Here is a 15,330-nt window from a genome sequence, read left to right as displayed (position 1 = left end):
TCGGGCACCGCCCGACCCCCACCGAGCCGGGTGACATTTCGGGGTGACCCCGAAATGTCCGGCGGGGTCAGGTGAGGGTGAGGGTGTCGGCGGGGGCGTCGAGGCCGACGGTGACGGTGTCGCCGTCGCGGACGGTGCCCGCGAGGATCGCCGTGGCCAGCCGGTCGCCGATCTCGCGCTGCACGAGGCGGCGCAGCGGCCGGGCCCCGAAGGCCGGGTCGTAGCCGCGCTGCGCGAGCCACGCCTTGGCGTCGTCGGTGACGGTGAGGTCGACCCGGCGGTCGCGCAGCCGCGCCCCGAGCTCGTGGACCTGGAGGTCGACGATCCGGGCCAGCTCGTCCATGGCCAGCGGGTCGAAGACGACGACCTCGTCGAGCCGGTTGAGGAACTCCGGCTTGAACGCCTGGCGCACCGTCGCCATCACCGCCTCGCGCCGATCGCCGACGTCGCTCGTCGGGTCGACGAGGAACTGCGAGCCGAGGTTGGAGGTCATGACGAGGATGACGTTGCGGAAGTCGACCGTGCGGCCCTGCCCGTCGGTGAGGCGGCCGTCGTCGAGGACCTGGAGCAGGATGTCGAACGTCTCCGGGTGCGCCTTCTCGACCTCGTCGAGCAGGACGACGGAGTACGGGCGGCGCCGGACGGCCTCGGTGAGCTGGCCGCCCTCCTCGTACCCGACGTAGCCGGGCGGGGCGCCGATGAGCCGGGCGACGGCGTGCCGCTCGGCGTACTCCGACATGTCGATGCGGACCATGGCCCGCTCGTCGTCGAAGAGGAAGTCCGCGAGCGACTTCGCGAGCTCGGTCTTGCCGACGCCGGTGGGGCCGAGGAAGAGGAACGAGCCGGTCGGGCGGTCGGGGTCGGCGATGCCGGCGCGGGCCCGGCGGACGGCGTCGGAGACGGCCCGCACGGCCTCGGTCTGGCCGATGAGCCGCGAGCCGATGATCGACTCCATCGACAGCAGCTTCTCGGTCTCGCCCTGGAGCAGCCGGCCGGCGGGGATGCCGGTCCACGCGGAGATGACCTCGGCGATGTCGTCGGCGCCCACCCGCTCCTTGACCATGAGGTCGGCGGACGCGGCGCTCTCGGCGGCCTGCGCCGCCTCGAGCTCGGTCTGCACCGCCGGCATCTCGCCGTAGCGGACGGCGGACGCGCTGCCGAGGTCGCCCTCGCGCTCGAAGCGGTCGGCGCGGGTGCGCAGGTCGTCCAGGCGCGCCTTGAGGTCTCCGACCCGGTTGAGGCCCTGCTTCTCGGCGTCCCACCGCGCGGTGAGGCCGCCGAGCTCCTCGGTGCGCTCGGCGAGGTCGGCCCGCAGCCGGGCGAGCCGCTCGACCGAGGCGTCGTCGGTCTCCTGCTGCAGGTGCAGCTCCTCCATGCGCATCCGGTCGACGGCGCGGCGCAGCTCGTCGATCTCGACCGGGCTGGAGTCGATCTCCATGCGCAGCCGGGAGGCGGCCTCGTCGACGAGGTCGATGGCCTTGTCCGGCAGCTGCCGTCCGGTGATGTAGCGGTCGGACAGGCTGGCGGCGGCGACGAGCGCGGAGTCCTCGATCTCGACCTTGTGGTGCGCCTCGTAGCGCTCCTTGAGGCCGCGCAGGATGGCGACGGTGTCCTCGACGGACGGCTCGCCGACGAAGACCTGTTGGAAGCGGCGCTCGAGGGCGGCGTCCTTCTCGATGTGGCGCCGGTACTCGTCGAGCGTCGTCGCGCCGACGAGCCGCAGCTCGCCGCGCGCCAGCAGCGGCTTGAGCATGTTGCCGGCGTCCATCGCGGAGTCGCCGGTGGCGCCGGCGCCGACGACGGTGTGCAGCTCGTCGATGAAGGTGACGACCCGGCCGTCGCTGGCCCGGATCTCCTCGATGACGGCCTTGAGGCGCTCCTCGAACTCGCCGCGGTACTTCGCCCCGGCGACCATGGCGCCGAGGTCGAGGCTGACGAGCCGCTTGTCGCGCAGGGACTCGGGGACGTCGCCGTCGACCATGCGCTGGGCGAGGCCCTCGACGACGGCGGTCTTGCCGACGCCGGGGTCGCCGATGAGGACGGGATTGTTCTTCGTCCGGCGGGAGAGCACCTGGACGACGCGGCGGATCTCGGCGTCGCGGCCGATGACGGGGTCGAGGCGGCCGTCGCGGGCGGCCTGGGTGAGGTCGGTGCCGTACTGGGCGAGCGCCTCGCCGGACTCGGCCGGGGTCTCGGAGGTGACCTGCCGACCGGCCCGCAGCTCGGTGACCTTCGCCTCGAGGTCGGCGGCGCCGCGCTTCTCGACGGCGGCGAGGTGGCCGGTCTCGGCGAGCGCGAGCAGCAACAGGTCCAGGGCGAGGAAGGTGTCGCCCTTGGCCCGCATGAGCGTGTCGGCCTGCTGGAGGACGGCGAGCGCGGACCGCCCGAAGGTGGGGGCGGCCGCGGCGCCGCTGGTCGTCGGGAGGGCGCGCAGGCGGGCGTCGGCCTGGCCCAGCACGTGGGCCGCGCCGGTGCCGGCGGCGGCGAGCAGCGCGTCGGCCAGCGGGGTGTCCAGCTGGACGGCGGCACTCGTGAGGTGGTCGGGGGTGATCTCGGCGTGGCCGGCGCCCTGCGCGGCGCGCTGGGCGAGGGCGAGCGCCTCGGCCACCTTGGTCGTGGGCTTCAGCTCCATCGCGGAGGTCTCCTGCTCGTGCGAGGTCTACGGGTCACCTGGTGCAACACTCACCAAAGTTGAGCCTATTCCACTCAACGCAGGGAGCACCGCCGGGGCCCGCCTCGGCGGGTGGGGACGCGGCGTGGGTCGGGCGCGGGTGGGCGTCAGCGGGGGTGGGGGTCGTACCAGCCGCCGTGCTCGGCGACGAGGGCGGAGAAACGGTCCTCGAGTCCGCTCTCGACGGGTCCGGTCTCGTCGGCGACGTTCTTCTCGCGGACGTAGACGCCCCACTCGTGGTCCTCGTCGTCCTCCTCGCCCGCCAGCGCCTCGCGGACGACGCGGACCTCGGTGAACCCCTCCTCCGCGAGCTCGTCCGCCACCTGCTCCGCGACGTCGCGGTCCGGGAACACGAGGAGGTGCTCGGTCATGCTCGCAGTATGGCCGAGCCCGCGCCCCCCTGGGGAGATCCCCCCGAGGGGGTCAGCAGGTGGCGGAGAGGGACAGGCCGCGGGCGGAGTCGGGCCGCGGCGACGCCGTGGCCGGCCGCTTCGTGCGCGACGGCGCCGGGCTGGCGGTGCTGTCGGGCCGCGGGGACGAGGCGGCCGGTGGGCGCAGCGCGGCACGCACCAGGCGGTGGATCTTCCGGTAGCTGGGGTTGCCCGGGTCGACGACCTGGTCGGTCAGCGGCAGCGAGCGGATGGAGCCGCCGGACTGGATGCGGTCGACGAGCTCGACCCAGGCGGGCAGCTGGTCGGTGGGGATGTCGACCGAGAGGTTGCCGCGTACGGCCTTGGCGATGGCCGGGTAGCGGGCGAGCAGCCGGGCCGGGTCGGCCTGCTGCAGGACGGCCCCGGCGACGCACCGCTGCCGGCGCATCCGGCTGTAGTCGTCGCTCGTGGCCCGCGACCGGGCGTACCAGAGGGCGTGGAACCCGTCGAGGTGCTGCCGCCCGCGGTCGATCCACTCGTGCTTGTCCGACGTCCACGCGAACTGCCCGCTGGGGGTGAGGTGGCACGAGACGCACACCCGCTCGGTGACGTCGATGTCCACGCCGCCCATCGCGTCGACGAGCTGCTGGAAGCCGTCGAGGTCGATGACGACCGAGTGCGAGATGTCGAGCCCGGTGACCGCGCCGAGGACGTCGACGGTGGCGGTGCGCCCCGGGTTCACCCCGCGGGGGAAGAGGTCCGGGTGGTCCTCGGCGAGGGTCCAGATGCCGTTCATGAGGCACTGGTCGCCGCAGTCGTACCCGTTCGGGTAGAGCCGGTGCAGCGGGTCCGAGGCGGGGATGGGGACGTTCTCGAGGTTGCGCGGGATCCCGACGAGCAGGGTGTCGCCGGTGCGGGTGTCGATGCTCACGACGACCATCGAGTCGGTGCGCACACCGGTGCGGTCGGGTCCGGCGTCGGACCCGAGGAGGACGAGGTTGACCCGTGGGATCTTCGCCCACGGGTCGGCGGCGGGCGAGGGCGCGTCGACGGGCGCCGGCGCCGGCCGTCCGGGGACCTCCTCGACCGGGCCCGGGGTGGAGGCCGACGCGAAGACGTCGGTGACGAGGCCGGCCTGGACGTCGAGGTAGCGGGCGGCCGTCATCGCCGGCAGCGCGACGAGCAGGCAGCCGGCGGTGGCCGCGACGCCCTCGAGGACGACGTGGCGGCGGTCGCGCGGCGCCCACGCCAGCACCGCCGTGAGCACGATCGACCCGACCCAGAGCACCGCCGCCACGCCGACGACGACGGCCAGCGCCTCGAGGGCGCCGGGGTCGACCGCGAGCCGGAGCAGCACATCCTGCGGGCCGCCGCCGGTGAGGAGCCGGACGGCGACGACGACGATGCTCACCCCCCAGGCGGCGACGAGGACCCCGCCGAGCGCCCGCCACGGCGAGCTCAACAGCCCGGCTCCGGGCACGACGGTGCCGAGCGCGACCTTCCGGTAGAAGCGCGGAACCCTGGCGTCCTCGCCCTCGTGCACCCTGGCTCTCTCCCGCTCGGGCGAGCGTGTCGTCGACGTCCTCCGATCTCGCCACGATACGCCGCGGATCGGCGCGCCGGAACGGTCCGGACCTGCGGGAACACGGGCGGGCACCCGGCGGCGCGCGGTCGTGGTCGAATGACGGGGTGAGCCCGCGCCCCGCCCAGCCCGCCGACCGACGTCGCCAGGTGGCCGTGACGGTCGCGGAGGTGTTCTGCGTCGTCGGCACCCTCGTCGGCCTCGGGGTCATCGGCACCCGGGTCGAGGAGTCCGCGGGCGGCTCGCTCGCGGCCGACGCCACGCTCATCGCCCCCGGCGGCCCGGCGTTCTCGATCTGGACGCCGATCTACCTCGGCCTCCTCGGCTACACCGTGTGGCAGTGGCTGCCTGAGCAGGCCACCGACACCCGGCACCGCTCGACGGGCTGGCTCGCCGCGGCGTCGATGGTGCTCAACGCCGTCTGGCTGCTCGTCACCCAGCAGGGCTGGGTCTGGGTCAGCGTCCTCGTCATCGTCGCCCTCGCCGGCACGCTGTTCGTCCTCGTCGACCGGCTGCACCGGCGGCCGTCCTACGGGGTCGCGGAGTCGCTGCTCGTCGACGGCACCTTCGGGCTCCACCTGGGCTGGGTGTGCGTCGCGACGTTCGCGAACGTCTTCGCCGCCCTCGCCGGCAGCGGGGTGACGCTGGACGGGGGCACGGCGGCCGTCGTCGTCACCGTCGTGGTCCTCGCGGGCGTCGCGGCGCTCGGGGTGTGGCTGAACCGCCGGTTCGCCGGCCGCTGGTCGGTGGCGCTGGCCATCGCGTGGGGGCTCGGCTGGGTGGGGTGGGCCCGCCTCGCCGACGAGCCCGCGTCGGTGGCCGTCGGCCTCGCGGCGGTGGTGGCCGCGGTCGTCGTCCTCGGCGGCAGCGCCGGGGAGCGCACGCGCCTCGCCGCCTGACCGCCGCCTCGGCCCGGGTCCCCGGCCTTCGACGGGGACGCGCCCGGACCGCCCGGGGGGTTCCCGTGGGCGGCCCGACCTGTGCATCGTGGGGTATGGACAGCACCTCGAGCCGCCCCACCCACCTCCGACCGTCCCGCCGCAGCGCCCTGGGCGTCGCCGCCCTCGCCGCCGTCGGGGCCGTCGCCCTCCCCGAGTCGGCCCTCGCCCGACGCGCCCCGCGCGCGCCGGAGACCGTTCCCCTCCCCGACGGCATCCGGCCGGAGGGCATCACCTCCGGGCCGGGCACGCGCTACTACGTCGGCTCCCTCGCCGACGGCCGCATCGTCACCGGCGACCTCCTCGCCGCCACGAGCATGCTCCTGCTCCCCGGGGCCGAGGGCCGCCAGCTGCGCGGTCTCTTCTGGGACGGGCGCTCGAACCTCGTGTGGGCCGCCGGCAACGTCGGCGCCGAGGCGCACGTCTGGGCGGTCGACGGCAGCACCGGCGCCGTCCGCTACGACGTCGTCGTGCCCGGCGGCGGGTTCCTCAACGACCTCGTCGTCACGGACACCACGGTGTGGGTCACCGACTCGCGCGTCGACCGGCTCACCGCGATCGCCGTCGGCCCCGACGGGATGCCGACCGGCGCGGCACCGACGTACCTGCCCCTGACCGGCGAGTGGCCGGGCTACGACGGCAGCAACCTCGCCGCCAACGGCATCCGCGAGCTGTCCGACGGGATGCTGCTGCTCGACCACAGCAGCGCCGGCGGGCTCTGGGCCGTCGACCCGGGCACCGGCGTGACCGCGGCGGTCCCGGTCTCCGGCGGGCCCGGCATCACCGGCGGTGACGGCATCGAGCTGGACGGGAACACCGCCTACGTCGTGCGCGGCAGCGGCCAGAACGAGGTCTCGGTGCTGCGTCTCACCGCGACCGCCGACGGCTGGACCGCGCGCTGGCGGGGCCGGGCCGAGGACGAGACGCTCGACGTCCCCTCGACCGCCACGCTCGCCGGCGGGTGGCTCTGGGCGGTCAACGCCCGCTTCGGGGTGGCCGACCCCGGGTCGGCCTCGTACTGGATCACCCGCCTGCCCGCCCGCTGACCGCGGAGGGCGTCCGGGCCGCGGCTCGCACGCCCGCACGCACACACAGGACAGCGCGGCGGCCGGGTCGACACGGCCGCCGCGCTGTGTTCCGGGGTCAGCTCTCCCGCGCGCCGGCGGACCCACGCAGGACGGCTCCGCGGCCCACGTCGTCGGCGAGGGTCGCCTCGCTCTTGCGGATGCCGCGGTCGTCCCGCAGCGGGAGCTGCACGGTCTCCTCGGCGGGGATGCCGGCCTGGAGCTCGCGGCCCCGCTCCAGCTCGGCGTCGAGCTCGGCGCCGAAGAGCAGGGCGAGGTTGGTGATCCAGAGCCAGAGGAGGAAGACGACGACGCCCGCCAGCGAGCCGTACGTCCGGTCGTAGTGCGAGAACCCGGTCACGTAGACGCCGAAGGCCGCCGACGCGAGTGCCCAGACGCCGATCGCGAACAGCGCGCCGGTGCTGACCCAGCGGAACCGCTGGCGGACGTTCGGTGTGGCGAAGTAGAGCAGCGCGACGACCACGGCCACGGCGACCAGGACGACCGGCCACTTCGCGACCTCCCACACCAGCACGACGGTGGAGCCGAGCCCCAGCGCTCGGCCGACGGCGGAGGCGACGGGGCCGCTCACGACGAGGCCGACCGCCACCAGCGCCACCAGCGCGACGGCCGCGAGGGTCACGAGGAGCATCTGCGGGCGCAGCGTCCAGGCGGGACGCCCCTCGCCGACGTCGTAGACGACGTTCATGGCCCGCCCGAACGAGGCGACGTAGCCGGAGGCCGACCACAGGGCGGCCAGCAGCCCGATCCCGAACGCCGTGCCCGCCCGGTGGGTCTGGGCCAGGGACATCAGGACCGGCTGCACCGTCGTGGCCACCGAGCCCGCCCCGACGTCGCGCAGGATGCCGGTCAGGGTGCGCACGGCCGCCTGGCCCTGCCCGACGAGACCGACGACCGAGACCAGGGCGATCGCGGCCGGGAACAGGGAAAGGACCCCGTAGTAGGTCAGCCCGGCCGCCAGGTCGGTGCACCGGTCCCGCGAGAACTCGTGCACCGACCGGCGGATGACGTAGAGCCAGGCGGGCCGGCCCAGGTGGCTCCGGGCCACCGGGGCCCGCGGGATCGTGGAGGTGGTCATGACGCGCTCCTCCCGGGTGGGATGGCGCCGTCGGGCGGCGGCGTCGATATCGACGCTGCTCCCGGTCCCGGGGAACCCGCTGGACTCCGGCTGTGCGCCGGCGATGAACCGTCGAGGAGCCGGCGTCGAGCCGGCCGGGGTCAGCGGAAGACGCGGTCCACGGAGGCGAAGGCGCCGAGGGCGTGGTCGGCGCGGAAGTGCGCGTGGTCGCGCCGGACCCGGTCGGCGGCGTCCATCGCGAACGCCAGCATGTCCTCGAGGAACAGCTTGGGCGGTCCGATGGCGTCGAGGATGAGCGGCTCGATGTCGACGTCGCGCTCGCCGGCGTCGTCGGACAGCGCGTGCGCGTGGGCGAGGGTCTGCCCGCACAGCCGCGCGTACTTCCTCCACGCCTTCGTCGACAGCTCGTCGAGGTCGATCTCGTTCTTGTACGGCGAGCGCTCCCGGGTCATGAAGCTCATGTCCTCGTGCTCGACGTGGCCGAAGAACACGTCGCCGTTGACCAGCTGCACCCGGGCGGCCTCGGTGATGCGCTCGCCCGTCCCCTGGATGCCGAAGTCGGTCGGCGGCACGAGGCCGTCCAGCGCCGAGCGGCGGGCCTGCTTGAGCTCGATGATGACGTCGTCGCTGCCGTCCTTCGTCGGTCCCTCGACGAGGACGTAGTAGCGGGTGAGGCCGAGCGACGCGGTGCCTTGCCCGATGCGGGCGGCGACGTCCTTGACCTTCATCTCGCCGGCACGCGGCGGGACGGTCATGCCGCTCTCCTCGACGAAGCGGTTCAGGACCTCCTGGAACTCCTCGACGCGGGTGGACTCCGGGACCAGCTTCTTGCTCGCCCTGAAGCCCCGTCCGTACTCGTCGTGGTAGTCCTCCTTCAGCCACTCCGCGCGGGCGTTGAGGGAGTCCTCCAGCAGCGTCTTGACGATCTTGGGCGCGTTGTCGATGCGCAGCTGGTGGTGGGTCTCGTCGCCGTCGCGCGCGAAGCGCGACATGCCCTCGACGTAGCCCTTGATGAACATCTCGGCGATCCTGCGCTGCTTCTTGCGACCCTTGCCGCCCTCCTCCTCGGCGCCGAGGATGAACCCGACGGCGCCGCGCTTCAGGTCCCAGGTGAACGGGGCGTAGTAGGCCTCGTCGAAGTCGTTGACGCCGAAGAACGGGACGTTGTCGGCGCTCGGCATGACGCCGAAGTTCTCCGGGTGGACGTCGCCGAGGCACAGCACCGTGGGCATCCACGCGTCCTCGCCGGCCATGTCCCGGTAGAAGAGCAGGGCGGTGCCGCGGAAGAAGGAGAACAGCGAGCCCGACAGCTTGTCGAACTTCTCCTTCGCGTCGTCCGAGGCGGAGGCGATGCGCGACTGGTGGTCCTCGCGGATCGTCTGCCGGACGTGGATGCGGCGGTCGTGACCGTCGATGTTGCGCGGCAGCGGGACCATGTCGCCGCCCGCGCGGGCCTCGGCCAGGCGACGGAAGGCGTCGAGGCGGGAGGCCCCGTCCCGGTCGCCCATCGCCGTGTCCCGGGTGCCGCGGGACGTCGCGGGGGCCCGCTTACCCGAGGTGGACGGCCCGGACGACCCCTTCCGACGCGGGGCCGACTTGTTCGGCGCCGCGGGGCTGCTCTTCTTGGTCGTCGCCTTGGGTCCGGTGCGCGCCGTCGTGCCGCGGGAGGCCGCCGACGTCCTCTGCGTGCGGGAGGCGGTCTTCTTCGTCCCGGCGGTCTTCTTCGCGCCGGAGGTCTTCGTCGTGCCGGAGCGCGACCGCGCGGTCGAGGTCGCCTGCTTGCGGGTCCCCGACGTCCCGTCCCCGCCGGACCCCGACGCCGACGACCCGGGCGCGGCCTTCGCCGTCGAGCCGGTGGACGTCTTCCGGGCAGCACGCTTCGCGGGGGGCATGGGGCCTGTCTACCAGCCGGTCCCGGGCGCCGGGCGGGATCAGCGGCGGTGGGGGCTCCACACGACGAGCGCCTGGCTGCGGGTGGTGCGCGGCCGCTCGCCGAGCCGGGAGGCGTACACGTCACCGGTGGGGCTCACCGAGAACACCCGGGTGGTGCGGCCGGAGCCGGCCTGCAGCGCCTCGACCTGCGCGGACAGCTCGGTGACCCGGGCGCGGAGGGCGTCGACCCGGTTCTCGAGCTCGAGGATGCGGGCGATGCCGGAGAGGGAGACGCCCTCCTCCTGCGACAGGCGCTGGACCTCGCGGAGCAGGGCGACGTCGCGCTGGGAGTAGCGCCGGCCACCGCCCTTGGTGCGCGAGGGGATGACGAGGCCGAGCCGGTCGTACTGGCGCAGGGTCTGGGCGTGCATGCCGGCGAGCTCGGCCGCGACGGAGATGACGAACACCGGGGTGTCGTCGTTGGGCGCGAACGCGGAGAGGTCGAGTCTCGCCATCGGGGAACCTCCGGTCAGGTGCCGGCCTGCTCGAACAGGCCGGCACGGGGGTCGCTGTCGCCGTCGGCGTCACGCAGGGTCTCGACGGCCTGTCGCGCCTCGTCGGTGAGGCGCTGCGGGACGAGCACCTGCACCTTGGCCAGCAGGTCGCCGGCGCCGCCGCCGGCCGGGACGCCACGACCCCTGACCCGCAGCACCCGGCCGCTCGGGGTGCCGGGGGAGACCTTGACCCGCACGCTGGACCCGTCGAGGGTCGGGACGCGGACGGTGGCGCCGAGGGCGGCCTCGGCGAACGTCACGGGCAGGTCGAGCGTGAGGTCGTCCCCGGAGCGCCCGAAGACGGGGTGCCGGTCGACGCTCACGGTGAGGATGAGGTCGCCCCTCGCGGCGCCGGGGTCGCCCTCCCGGCCCTTGCCGCGCAGCCGGATCCTCTGGCCGTCGCGGACTCCGGCGGGGATCTTCGCGGTGACCCGGCCGCCGTCGGCGGTGGTGAGGGTGACGGTCGAGCCCTCGACGGCGTCGCGGAAGGGCAGCGTCGTGCGGGCCTGCACGTCGGCGCCGGGACGCGGACCGCGCGGCGCGCCGTAGCCGGCCCCGCCGAACGGGTCACCGCCGCGGCCGCCGGCGGCCGCGCCGCCGAACATCTGCGCCAGGAGGTCGTTGATGTCCTCCTGCCCGCCGGCGTGGCCGGACCCGGGCTGCTGGAAGCGCACCCGGGTGCCGCCACCACCGGCGCCGCCGAACGCACTGAAGATGTCCTCGAAGCCGCCGGTACCACCGCCCCCGCCGCCGGCCCCGGCCCGGAAGCGGGCGCCACCCCCGGCCATCGAGCGCACGGCGTCGTACTCCTGCCGCTGCGTGGGGTCCGACAGCACCGCGTTCGCCTCACCGACGTCCTTGAACCGCTGCTCGGCGGCGGCGTCCCCGGCGTTGCGGTCCGGGTGGTACTGCTTCGCGAGCCTGCGGTAGGCCTTCTTGATGGTCGTGGCGTCGGCGTCCTTCGGGACGCCGAGGATGGCGTAGAAGTCCTTCTGGAACCAGTCCTGGCTGGCCATCGGCGTCTCCTCTCCGTCGCGGGGGTGGGTCAGGCGGGGTCGGCGACCGCGACGCGCGCCGGCCGCAGCACCTGCTCACCGGCACGGTAGCCCGGCTGCAGGACGGTGACGACGGTCGTCGCCGAGGCGTCGGCGGGCAGCTCGTCGTCGTCCGCGGGCCACGGGGCGTGCATGAGCGCCTCGTGCTGCTGCGGGTCGAACGGCTCGCCCTTGCCGCCGAAGCGGGTCAGGCCGTACCGGCCGAGCGTGCCCTCGAGCTTGTCGGCGATCCGCTCGAAGGGACCGCCCTCGAGGTCGCCGTGCTCGCGCGCGGCGTGGATGTCGTCGAGCACCCCGAGCAGGGACTCCAGGACGTCGCGGACGGCGCGCTCCTGCACCGCCGCCCGGTCCCGGTCGACCCGGCGCTTGTAGTTGACGTACTCGGCCTGCAGCCGCTGGAGGTCGGCGAGCCGCTCGGCCGCGAGCACCGCGTCGGCGGAGGCCCCGGCATCCGGAACCTCGGCGTCGGTGTCGGCCCCGGTGTCGGGCTCGCCCTCCACCACGGCGTCGTCCTCGGCGGCGGGCGGCGGGGCGGCGCCGTCACCGGCGGCCTCGCCACCGGTGACGCCCTCGCCCTCCGACCCCGGGCCGGGGGCGGCCCCGGACTGCTCCGGGGCCGCCTCCTCGGCGCGGACCGGCTGGTCGTCGGCCGTCCCGGTGTCCACCGGGTCGTCCCTCGACTCGTCGGTCACTTCGTCTCCTTCGGGTCCTCGTCGTCCTCGACGACCTCGGCGTCGACGACGTCGTCGTCGGAGCCGCTCCCGGGCTGCGTGGTGCCGTCACCGGCCTCGCCGCCCGGGACGTCGCCGGATTCGCCCTGCTCGGCGGCCGCGGCGTACACGGCCGCGCCCATCTCCTGCGAGGAGGTGTTGAGGGCGTCGATCTTGGCCTGGATGTCCTCGGTGGAGGCGCCGCTGTCGGGCTTGATGGCCTCCTTGAGCGCGGCCAGCGCCTCGTCGACGGGCTTGCGGTGCTCGTCGGACACCTTGTCGCCGGACTCGGAGAGGAACTTCTCCGTGCTGAAGACGAGGGACTCGCCCATGTTGCGGGCCTCGGTCTCCGAGCGGCGCTTCGCGTCCTCCTCGGCGTGCGCCTCGGCGTCCTTGACCATCCGCTCGATCTCCTCCTTGGACAGGGCGGACCCGCCGGAGATGGTGATCTTCTGCTCCTTGCCGGTGCCGCGGTCCTTGGCGGAGACGTTGACGATGCCGTTGGCGTCGATGTCGAACGTCACCTCGACCTGCGGGACGCCACGGGGGGCCGGGGCGATGCCGGAGAGCTCGAAGGTGCCGAGCGCCTTGTTCTGCTGGGCGATCTCGCGCTCACCCTGGAAGACCTGGATGAGGACCGAGGGCTGGTTGTCCTCGGCGGTGGAGAAGACCTCGCTGCGCTTGGTCGGGATGGCCGTGTTGCGCTCGATGAGCTTGGTGAAGAGCCCGCCCTTGGTCTCGATGCCGAGCGAGAGCGGCGTGACGTCGATGAGGAGGACGTCCTTGCGCTCGCCCTTGAGGACACCGGCCTGGAGCGAGGCGCCGAGCGCGACGACCTCGTCCGGGTTGACGCCCTTGTTGGGCTCCTTGCCGCCGGTCATCTCCTTGACGAGCGCGCTGACGGCCGGCATCCGGGTGGAGCCGCCGACGAGCACGACGTGGTCGATCTGGTCGACCGAGACGCCCGCGTCCTTGATGACGTTCTCGAACGGCTGACGGGTGCGGTCCAGCAGGTCCTTGGTCATCTGCTCGAACTGCGCCCGGGTGAGGTTCTCGTCCAGGTGGATCGGGCCGTTCTCGGACATCGAGAGGTACTGGAGGGAGATGTTCGTCGAGCTCGCCGACGACAGCTCCTTCTTCGCCTGCTCCGCGGCGTCCTTGAGGCGCTGCATCGCGATCTTGTCCTTGGCCAGGTCGACGCCGCTGTTGTTCTTCACGGTCGTCAGGAGGTGCTGGACGATGCGGTCGTCCCAGTCGTCGCCGCCGAGCTGGTTGTCACCGGAGGTGGCGCGGACCTGGATGGTGGAGAACCCGTCCTCGGGGTCCTTGCCGACCTCGAGGAGCGAGACGTCGAAGGTGCCGCCACCGAGGTCGAAGACGAGGATCTGCTCGTCCTCCTTGCCCTTCTCCAGGCCGTAGGCGAGTGCCGCGGCGGTGGGCTCGTTGACGATGCGCAGGACGTTGAGGCCCGCGATCTCGCCGGCCTCCTTCGTGGCCTGGCGCTCGGCGTCGTCGAAGTAGGCGGGGACGGTGATGACGGCGTCGGTGATGTCCTCGCCGAGGTAGGACTCCGCGTCCCGCTTGAGCTTCTGGAGGATGCGGGCGCTGATCTCCTGCGGGCTGTAGGTCTTGCCGTCGATGTCCGAGGTCGCCCAGTCGGTGCCCATGTGGCGCTTGACCGAGCGGATGGTGCGGTCGGCGTTGGTGACGGCCTGACGCTTGGCGATCTCGCCGACGAGGACCTCACCGCCCTTGGAGAAGGCGACGACCGACGGGGTGGTTCGCCCGCCCTCGGCGTTCGCGATGATCGTCGGCTCGCCGCCCTCGAGGACGGCGACCGCGCTGTTGGTGGTTCCGAGGTCGATACCGACTGCACGGGCCATGGGGGTGCTCCTTGCTGTGCTGATGGTGAGGAGTTGAGTGGTCTGGGCTCAAGGTAGATCGAGCGGACGACCTTGCGCAAATCCGCGGGACCAAACTTGCGTTCACCAGGCTCAACCTGTGGGGCGCGGGCGTTGTTCCCGCACCGCGGCCGTCGGCCCAGGACCCCCGCGGCTAGCGTGCGGGGATGACCGCGTGGCAGGTCGGCCCGCCGGGAGCCGAGGACGAGAGCCGGTGGCGGCAGCTGTACGCCGGCTACCTGCAGTTCTACGGCCGTCCGGTCACGGGCGCGCACCTGGACCTCGTCTGGTCGTGGCTGCACGACCCCGTTCACGTACTCCGGGGGCTGCTCGTGCGCGACGGGTCGGCTCCCGCCGCGGGGCTGGCCCATCTGCGGCCCTACCCGCGCCCGCTGCTGGCGGGCACCGGCTGCTTCCTCGACGACCTGTTCGTCGACCCCGCGGCCCGCGGAGGCGGAGCGGCCACGGCGCTGCTCCACGGGGTCCGTCAGGTCGCCACCGACGAGGGCTGGGGCGCGGTCCGCTGGATCACCTCGGAGGACAACCTGCGCGCGCGGGCGACCTACGACCGGGTCGCGTCCGCGACCTCGCTCGTCACCTACGAGATGCCCGCACAGGACGAGTGAGCGCGCCGAGGCGTCGTGGACTCACCGGCGTCGGGCCTCCGGACCCGGTCCCGGCTGGCAGTGGGGGCACCACCAGGTGCGCCGGTTCGCGGCGTCGCCGGGGATCTCGGCGGCCACCCGGACCGGTCCGCCGCAGCGCAGGCAGCCCTGACGCACCCGGCCCGTGACCCAGTGCTCGCTGCCGCGGCGGGAGGACCCGGTGGTCACCTGGTAGGCGCACGGGACGGTGGCCGAGCGGTGCAGCATCGTCGCGGCCCGTTCGACGAGCGCGGCCAGGTCGACGTCGCCGACCCGCGTCCAGGGGCTCACGCCGGCGAGGAACGCCAGCTCGTTCGCCCAGAGGTTGCCGAGCCCGGCGACGCGGCGCTGGTCGAGCAGGGCGCTGACGACCGGCAGGTCCGGGTCGGCGGCCAGGCGGCGTACCGCCTCGACCGCGTCCCAGTCCGCGCGTAGCGGGTCGGGGCCGAGGTGGGCCAGCAGCCGCCCCTCGTCCGGGGTGCGGACGAGGTCGAGGTCGTGCAGGCGCAGCCCCCACACCGTCCGGTCGTCGTCGAGGCCGAGGACGAGCCGGACCTCGTGCATGATCCGGCCGGGGAGGCGGCGGCCGGGCCGGGTGACGGACCACTCGCCGTCCATCCGCAGGTGGCTGTGGAGGGTGAGCCCGGCGTCGGAGCCGTCCTCGTCCCCGAGAGGGCCGAACCGGGTGAGGAGGTGCTTGCCGTGGGTCTCGTGGTCGAGCACCTCCCGGCCCGCGAGGTCGGCCGTGGCGAGCCGTGGGTGGCGCAGCTGCGAGCGCACGACGACGTGCCCGGTGAGCTGCCGGTCCAGCCGGCGCGCGAGCCGGTACACGCTGTCGCCCTCGGGCACGGCACCATCCTGCGACCGAC

At 73.9% G+C, this 15,330-nt stretch carries 13 protein-coding genes; 3 read left to right on the top strand and 10 right to left on the bottom strand.

The genetic code is table 11. The annotated features are described in order from the left end of the window. Positions 1-67: 67 nt before the first annotated feature. The 3 genes from EPD83_RS12515 to EPD83_RS12505 all read right to left on the bottom strand — a co-directional run bounded on the left by EPD83_RS12515 (position 68) and on the right by EPD83_RS12505 (position 4,585). Positions 68-2,632, bottom strand: coding sequence for an ATP-dependent Clp protease ATP-binding subunit (locus EPD83_RS12515; protein WP_165566651.1), 2,565 nt, complete (start codon positions 2,630-2,632; stop codon positions 68-70). 146 nt (positions 2,633-2,778) lie between these two features. After that, positions 2,779-3,042, bottom strand: a complete 264-nt coding sequence (locus tag EPD83_RS12510) for a ribonuclease E inhibitor RraB (protein WP_128366672.1) — start codon at positions 3,040-3,042, stop codon at positions 2,779-2,781. A gap of 52 nt (positions 3,043-3,094) precedes the next feature. Next, positions 3,095-4,585 carry an LCP family protein gene (locus EPD83_RS12505; protein WP_128366671.1) on the bottom strand — a complete coding sequence of 497 codons (1,491 nt, stop codon included), beginning with the start codon at positions 4,583-4,585 and terminating at the stop codon, positions 3,095-3,097. Between the two features lie 146 nt (positions 4,586-4,731). On the opposite strand from EPD83_RS12505, the gene EPD83_RS12500 reads away from it, so the two are divergent. Both EPD83_RS12500 and EPD83_RS12495 read left to right on the top strand, forming a co-directional pair. Continuing rightward, positions 4,732-5,523 (top strand): tryptophan-rich sensory protein, encoded by a 792-nt coding sequence (locus tag EPD83_RS12500; protein ID WP_128366670.1) that lies wholly within the window; start codon positions 4,732-4,734, stop codon positions 5,521-5,523. Positions 5,524-5,618: 95 nt separating this feature from the next. Beyond that, on the top strand, positions 5,619-6,608 hold the full coding sequence (locus tag EPD83_RS12495) for a hypothetical protein (RefSeq protein WP_128366669.1): 990 nt from the start codon (positions 5,619-5,621) through the stop codon (positions 6,606-6,608). A 97-nt stretch (positions 6,609-6,705) separates the two neighbouring features. Here EPD83_RS12495 and EPD83_RS12490 read toward each other — a convergent pair whose 3' ends face one another. The 6 genes from EPD83_RS12490 to dnaK form a co-directional block, all read right to left on the bottom strand. Continuing rightward, positions 6,706-7,725, bottom strand: coding sequence for a YihY/virulence factor BrkB family protein (locus tag EPD83_RS12490; protein ID WP_165566650.1), 1,020 nt, complete (start codon positions 7,723-7,725; stop codon positions 6,706-6,708). A 140-nt stretch (positions 7,726-7,865) separates the two neighbouring features. Next, complete coding sequence (locus EPD83_RS12485) at positions 7,866-9,617, bottom strand: DUF2252 family protein (RefSeq protein ID WP_205859518.1); 1,752 nt, start codon at positions 9,615-9,617, stop codon at positions 7,866-7,868. Positions 9,618-9,656: 39 nt separating this feature from the next. Continuing rightward, positions 9,657-10,112, bottom strand: a complete 456-nt coding sequence (locus tag EPD83_RS12480) for a heat shock protein transcriptional repressor HspR (RefSeq protein WP_128366018.1) — start codon at positions 10,110-10,112, stop codon at positions 9,657-9,659. A gap of 14 nt (positions 10,113-10,126) precedes the next feature. Continuing rightward, complete coding sequence (locus tag EPD83_RS12475) at positions 10,127-11,167, bottom strand: DnaJ C-terminal domain-containing protein (RefSeq protein ID WP_128366017.1); 1,041 nt, start codon at positions 11,165-11,167, stop codon at positions 10,127-10,129. Positions 11,168-11,196: 29 nt separating this feature from the next. Then, positions 11,197-11,898, bottom strand: a complete 702-nt coding sequence (gene grpE, locus EPD83_RS12470; protein WP_128366016.1) for a nucleotide exchange factor GrpE — start codon at positions 11,896-11,898, stop codon at positions 11,197-11,199. Then, a complete protein-coding gene (dnaK, locus tag EPD83_RS12465) occupies positions 11,895-13,799 on the bottom strand; it encodes a molecular chaperone DnaK (RefSeq protein WP_128366015.1) in 1,905 nt (634 codons plus the stop codon). Before dnaK ends, grpE begins: the two co-directional genes overlap by 4 nt. A gap of 185 nt (positions 13,800-13,984) precedes the next feature. Between dnaK and EPD83_RS12460 the strand changes: the two genes are divergently transcribed. Further along, positions 13,985-14,443 carry a GNAT family N-acetyltransferase gene (locus tag EPD83_RS12460; RefSeq protein ID WP_128366014.1) on the top strand — a complete coding sequence of 153 codons (459 nt, stop codon included), beginning with the start codon at positions 13,985-13,987 and terminating at the stop codon, positions 14,441-14,443. A gap of 21 nt (positions 14,444-14,464) precedes the next feature. Here EPD83_RS12460 and EPD83_RS12455 read toward each other — a convergent pair whose 3' ends face one another. After that, positions 14,465-15,310, bottom strand: a complete 846-nt coding sequence (locus tag EPD83_RS12455) for a DNA-formamidopyrimidine glycosylase family protein (RefSeq protein ID WP_128366013.1) — start codon at positions 15,308-15,310, stop codon at positions 14,465-14,467. Between the last annotated feature and the right edge of the window lie 20 nt (positions 15,311-15,330).

The sequence above is a fragment of the Phycicoccus flavus genome (assembly GCF_004025965.2).
GTDB classification, from domain to species: Bacteria; Actinomycetota; Actinomycetes; order Actinomycetales; family Dermatophilaceae; genus Phycicoccus; species Phycicoccus flavus.
The sequence above is the reverse complement of the archived record's forward strand: the minus strand, read 5'-3'. Positions and strand labels throughout refer to the sequence as shown.

Excerpts from the sequence above, each read along its gene's own strand:
- EPD83_RS12480 (WP_128366018.1), bottom strand. The coding sequence starts at position 10,112 with ATGGCGAGACTCGACCTCTCCGCGTTCGCGCCCAACGACGACACCCCG.
- EPD83_RS12460 (WP_128366014.1), top strand. The coding sequence starts at position 13,985 with ATGACCGCGTGGCAGGTCGGCCCGCCGGGAGCCGAGGACGAGAGCCGG.
- EPD83_RS12485 (WP_205859518.1), bottom strand. The coding sequence starts at position 9,617 with ATGCCCCCCGCGAAGCGTGCTGCCCGGAAGACGTCCACCGGCTCGACG.
- EPD83_RS12495 (WP_128366669.1), top strand. The coding sequence starts at position 5,619 with ATGGACAGCACCTCGAGCCGCCCCACCCACCTCCGACCGTCCCGCCGC.
- EPD83_RS12490 (WP_165566650.1), bottom strand. The coding sequence starts at position 7,725 with ATGACCACCTCCACGATCCCGCGGGCCCCGGTGGCCCGGAGCCACCTG.
- EPD83_RS12475 (WP_128366017.1), bottom strand. The coding sequence starts at position 11,167 with ATGGCCAGCCAGGACTGGTTCCAGAAGGACTTCTACGCCATCCTCGGC.
- dnaK (WP_128366015.1), bottom strand. The coding sequence starts at position 13,799 with ATGGCCCGTGCAGTCGGTATCGACCTCGGAACCACCAACAGCGCGGTC.
- EPD83_RS12510 (WP_128366672.1), bottom strand. The coding sequence starts at position 3,042 with ATGACCGAGCACCTCCTCGTGTTCCCGGACCGCGACGTCGCGGAGCAG.
- EPD83_RS12515 (WP_165566651.1), bottom strand. The coding sequence starts at position 2,632 with ATGGAGCTGAAGCCCACGACCAAGGTGGCCGAGGCGCTCGCCCTCGCC.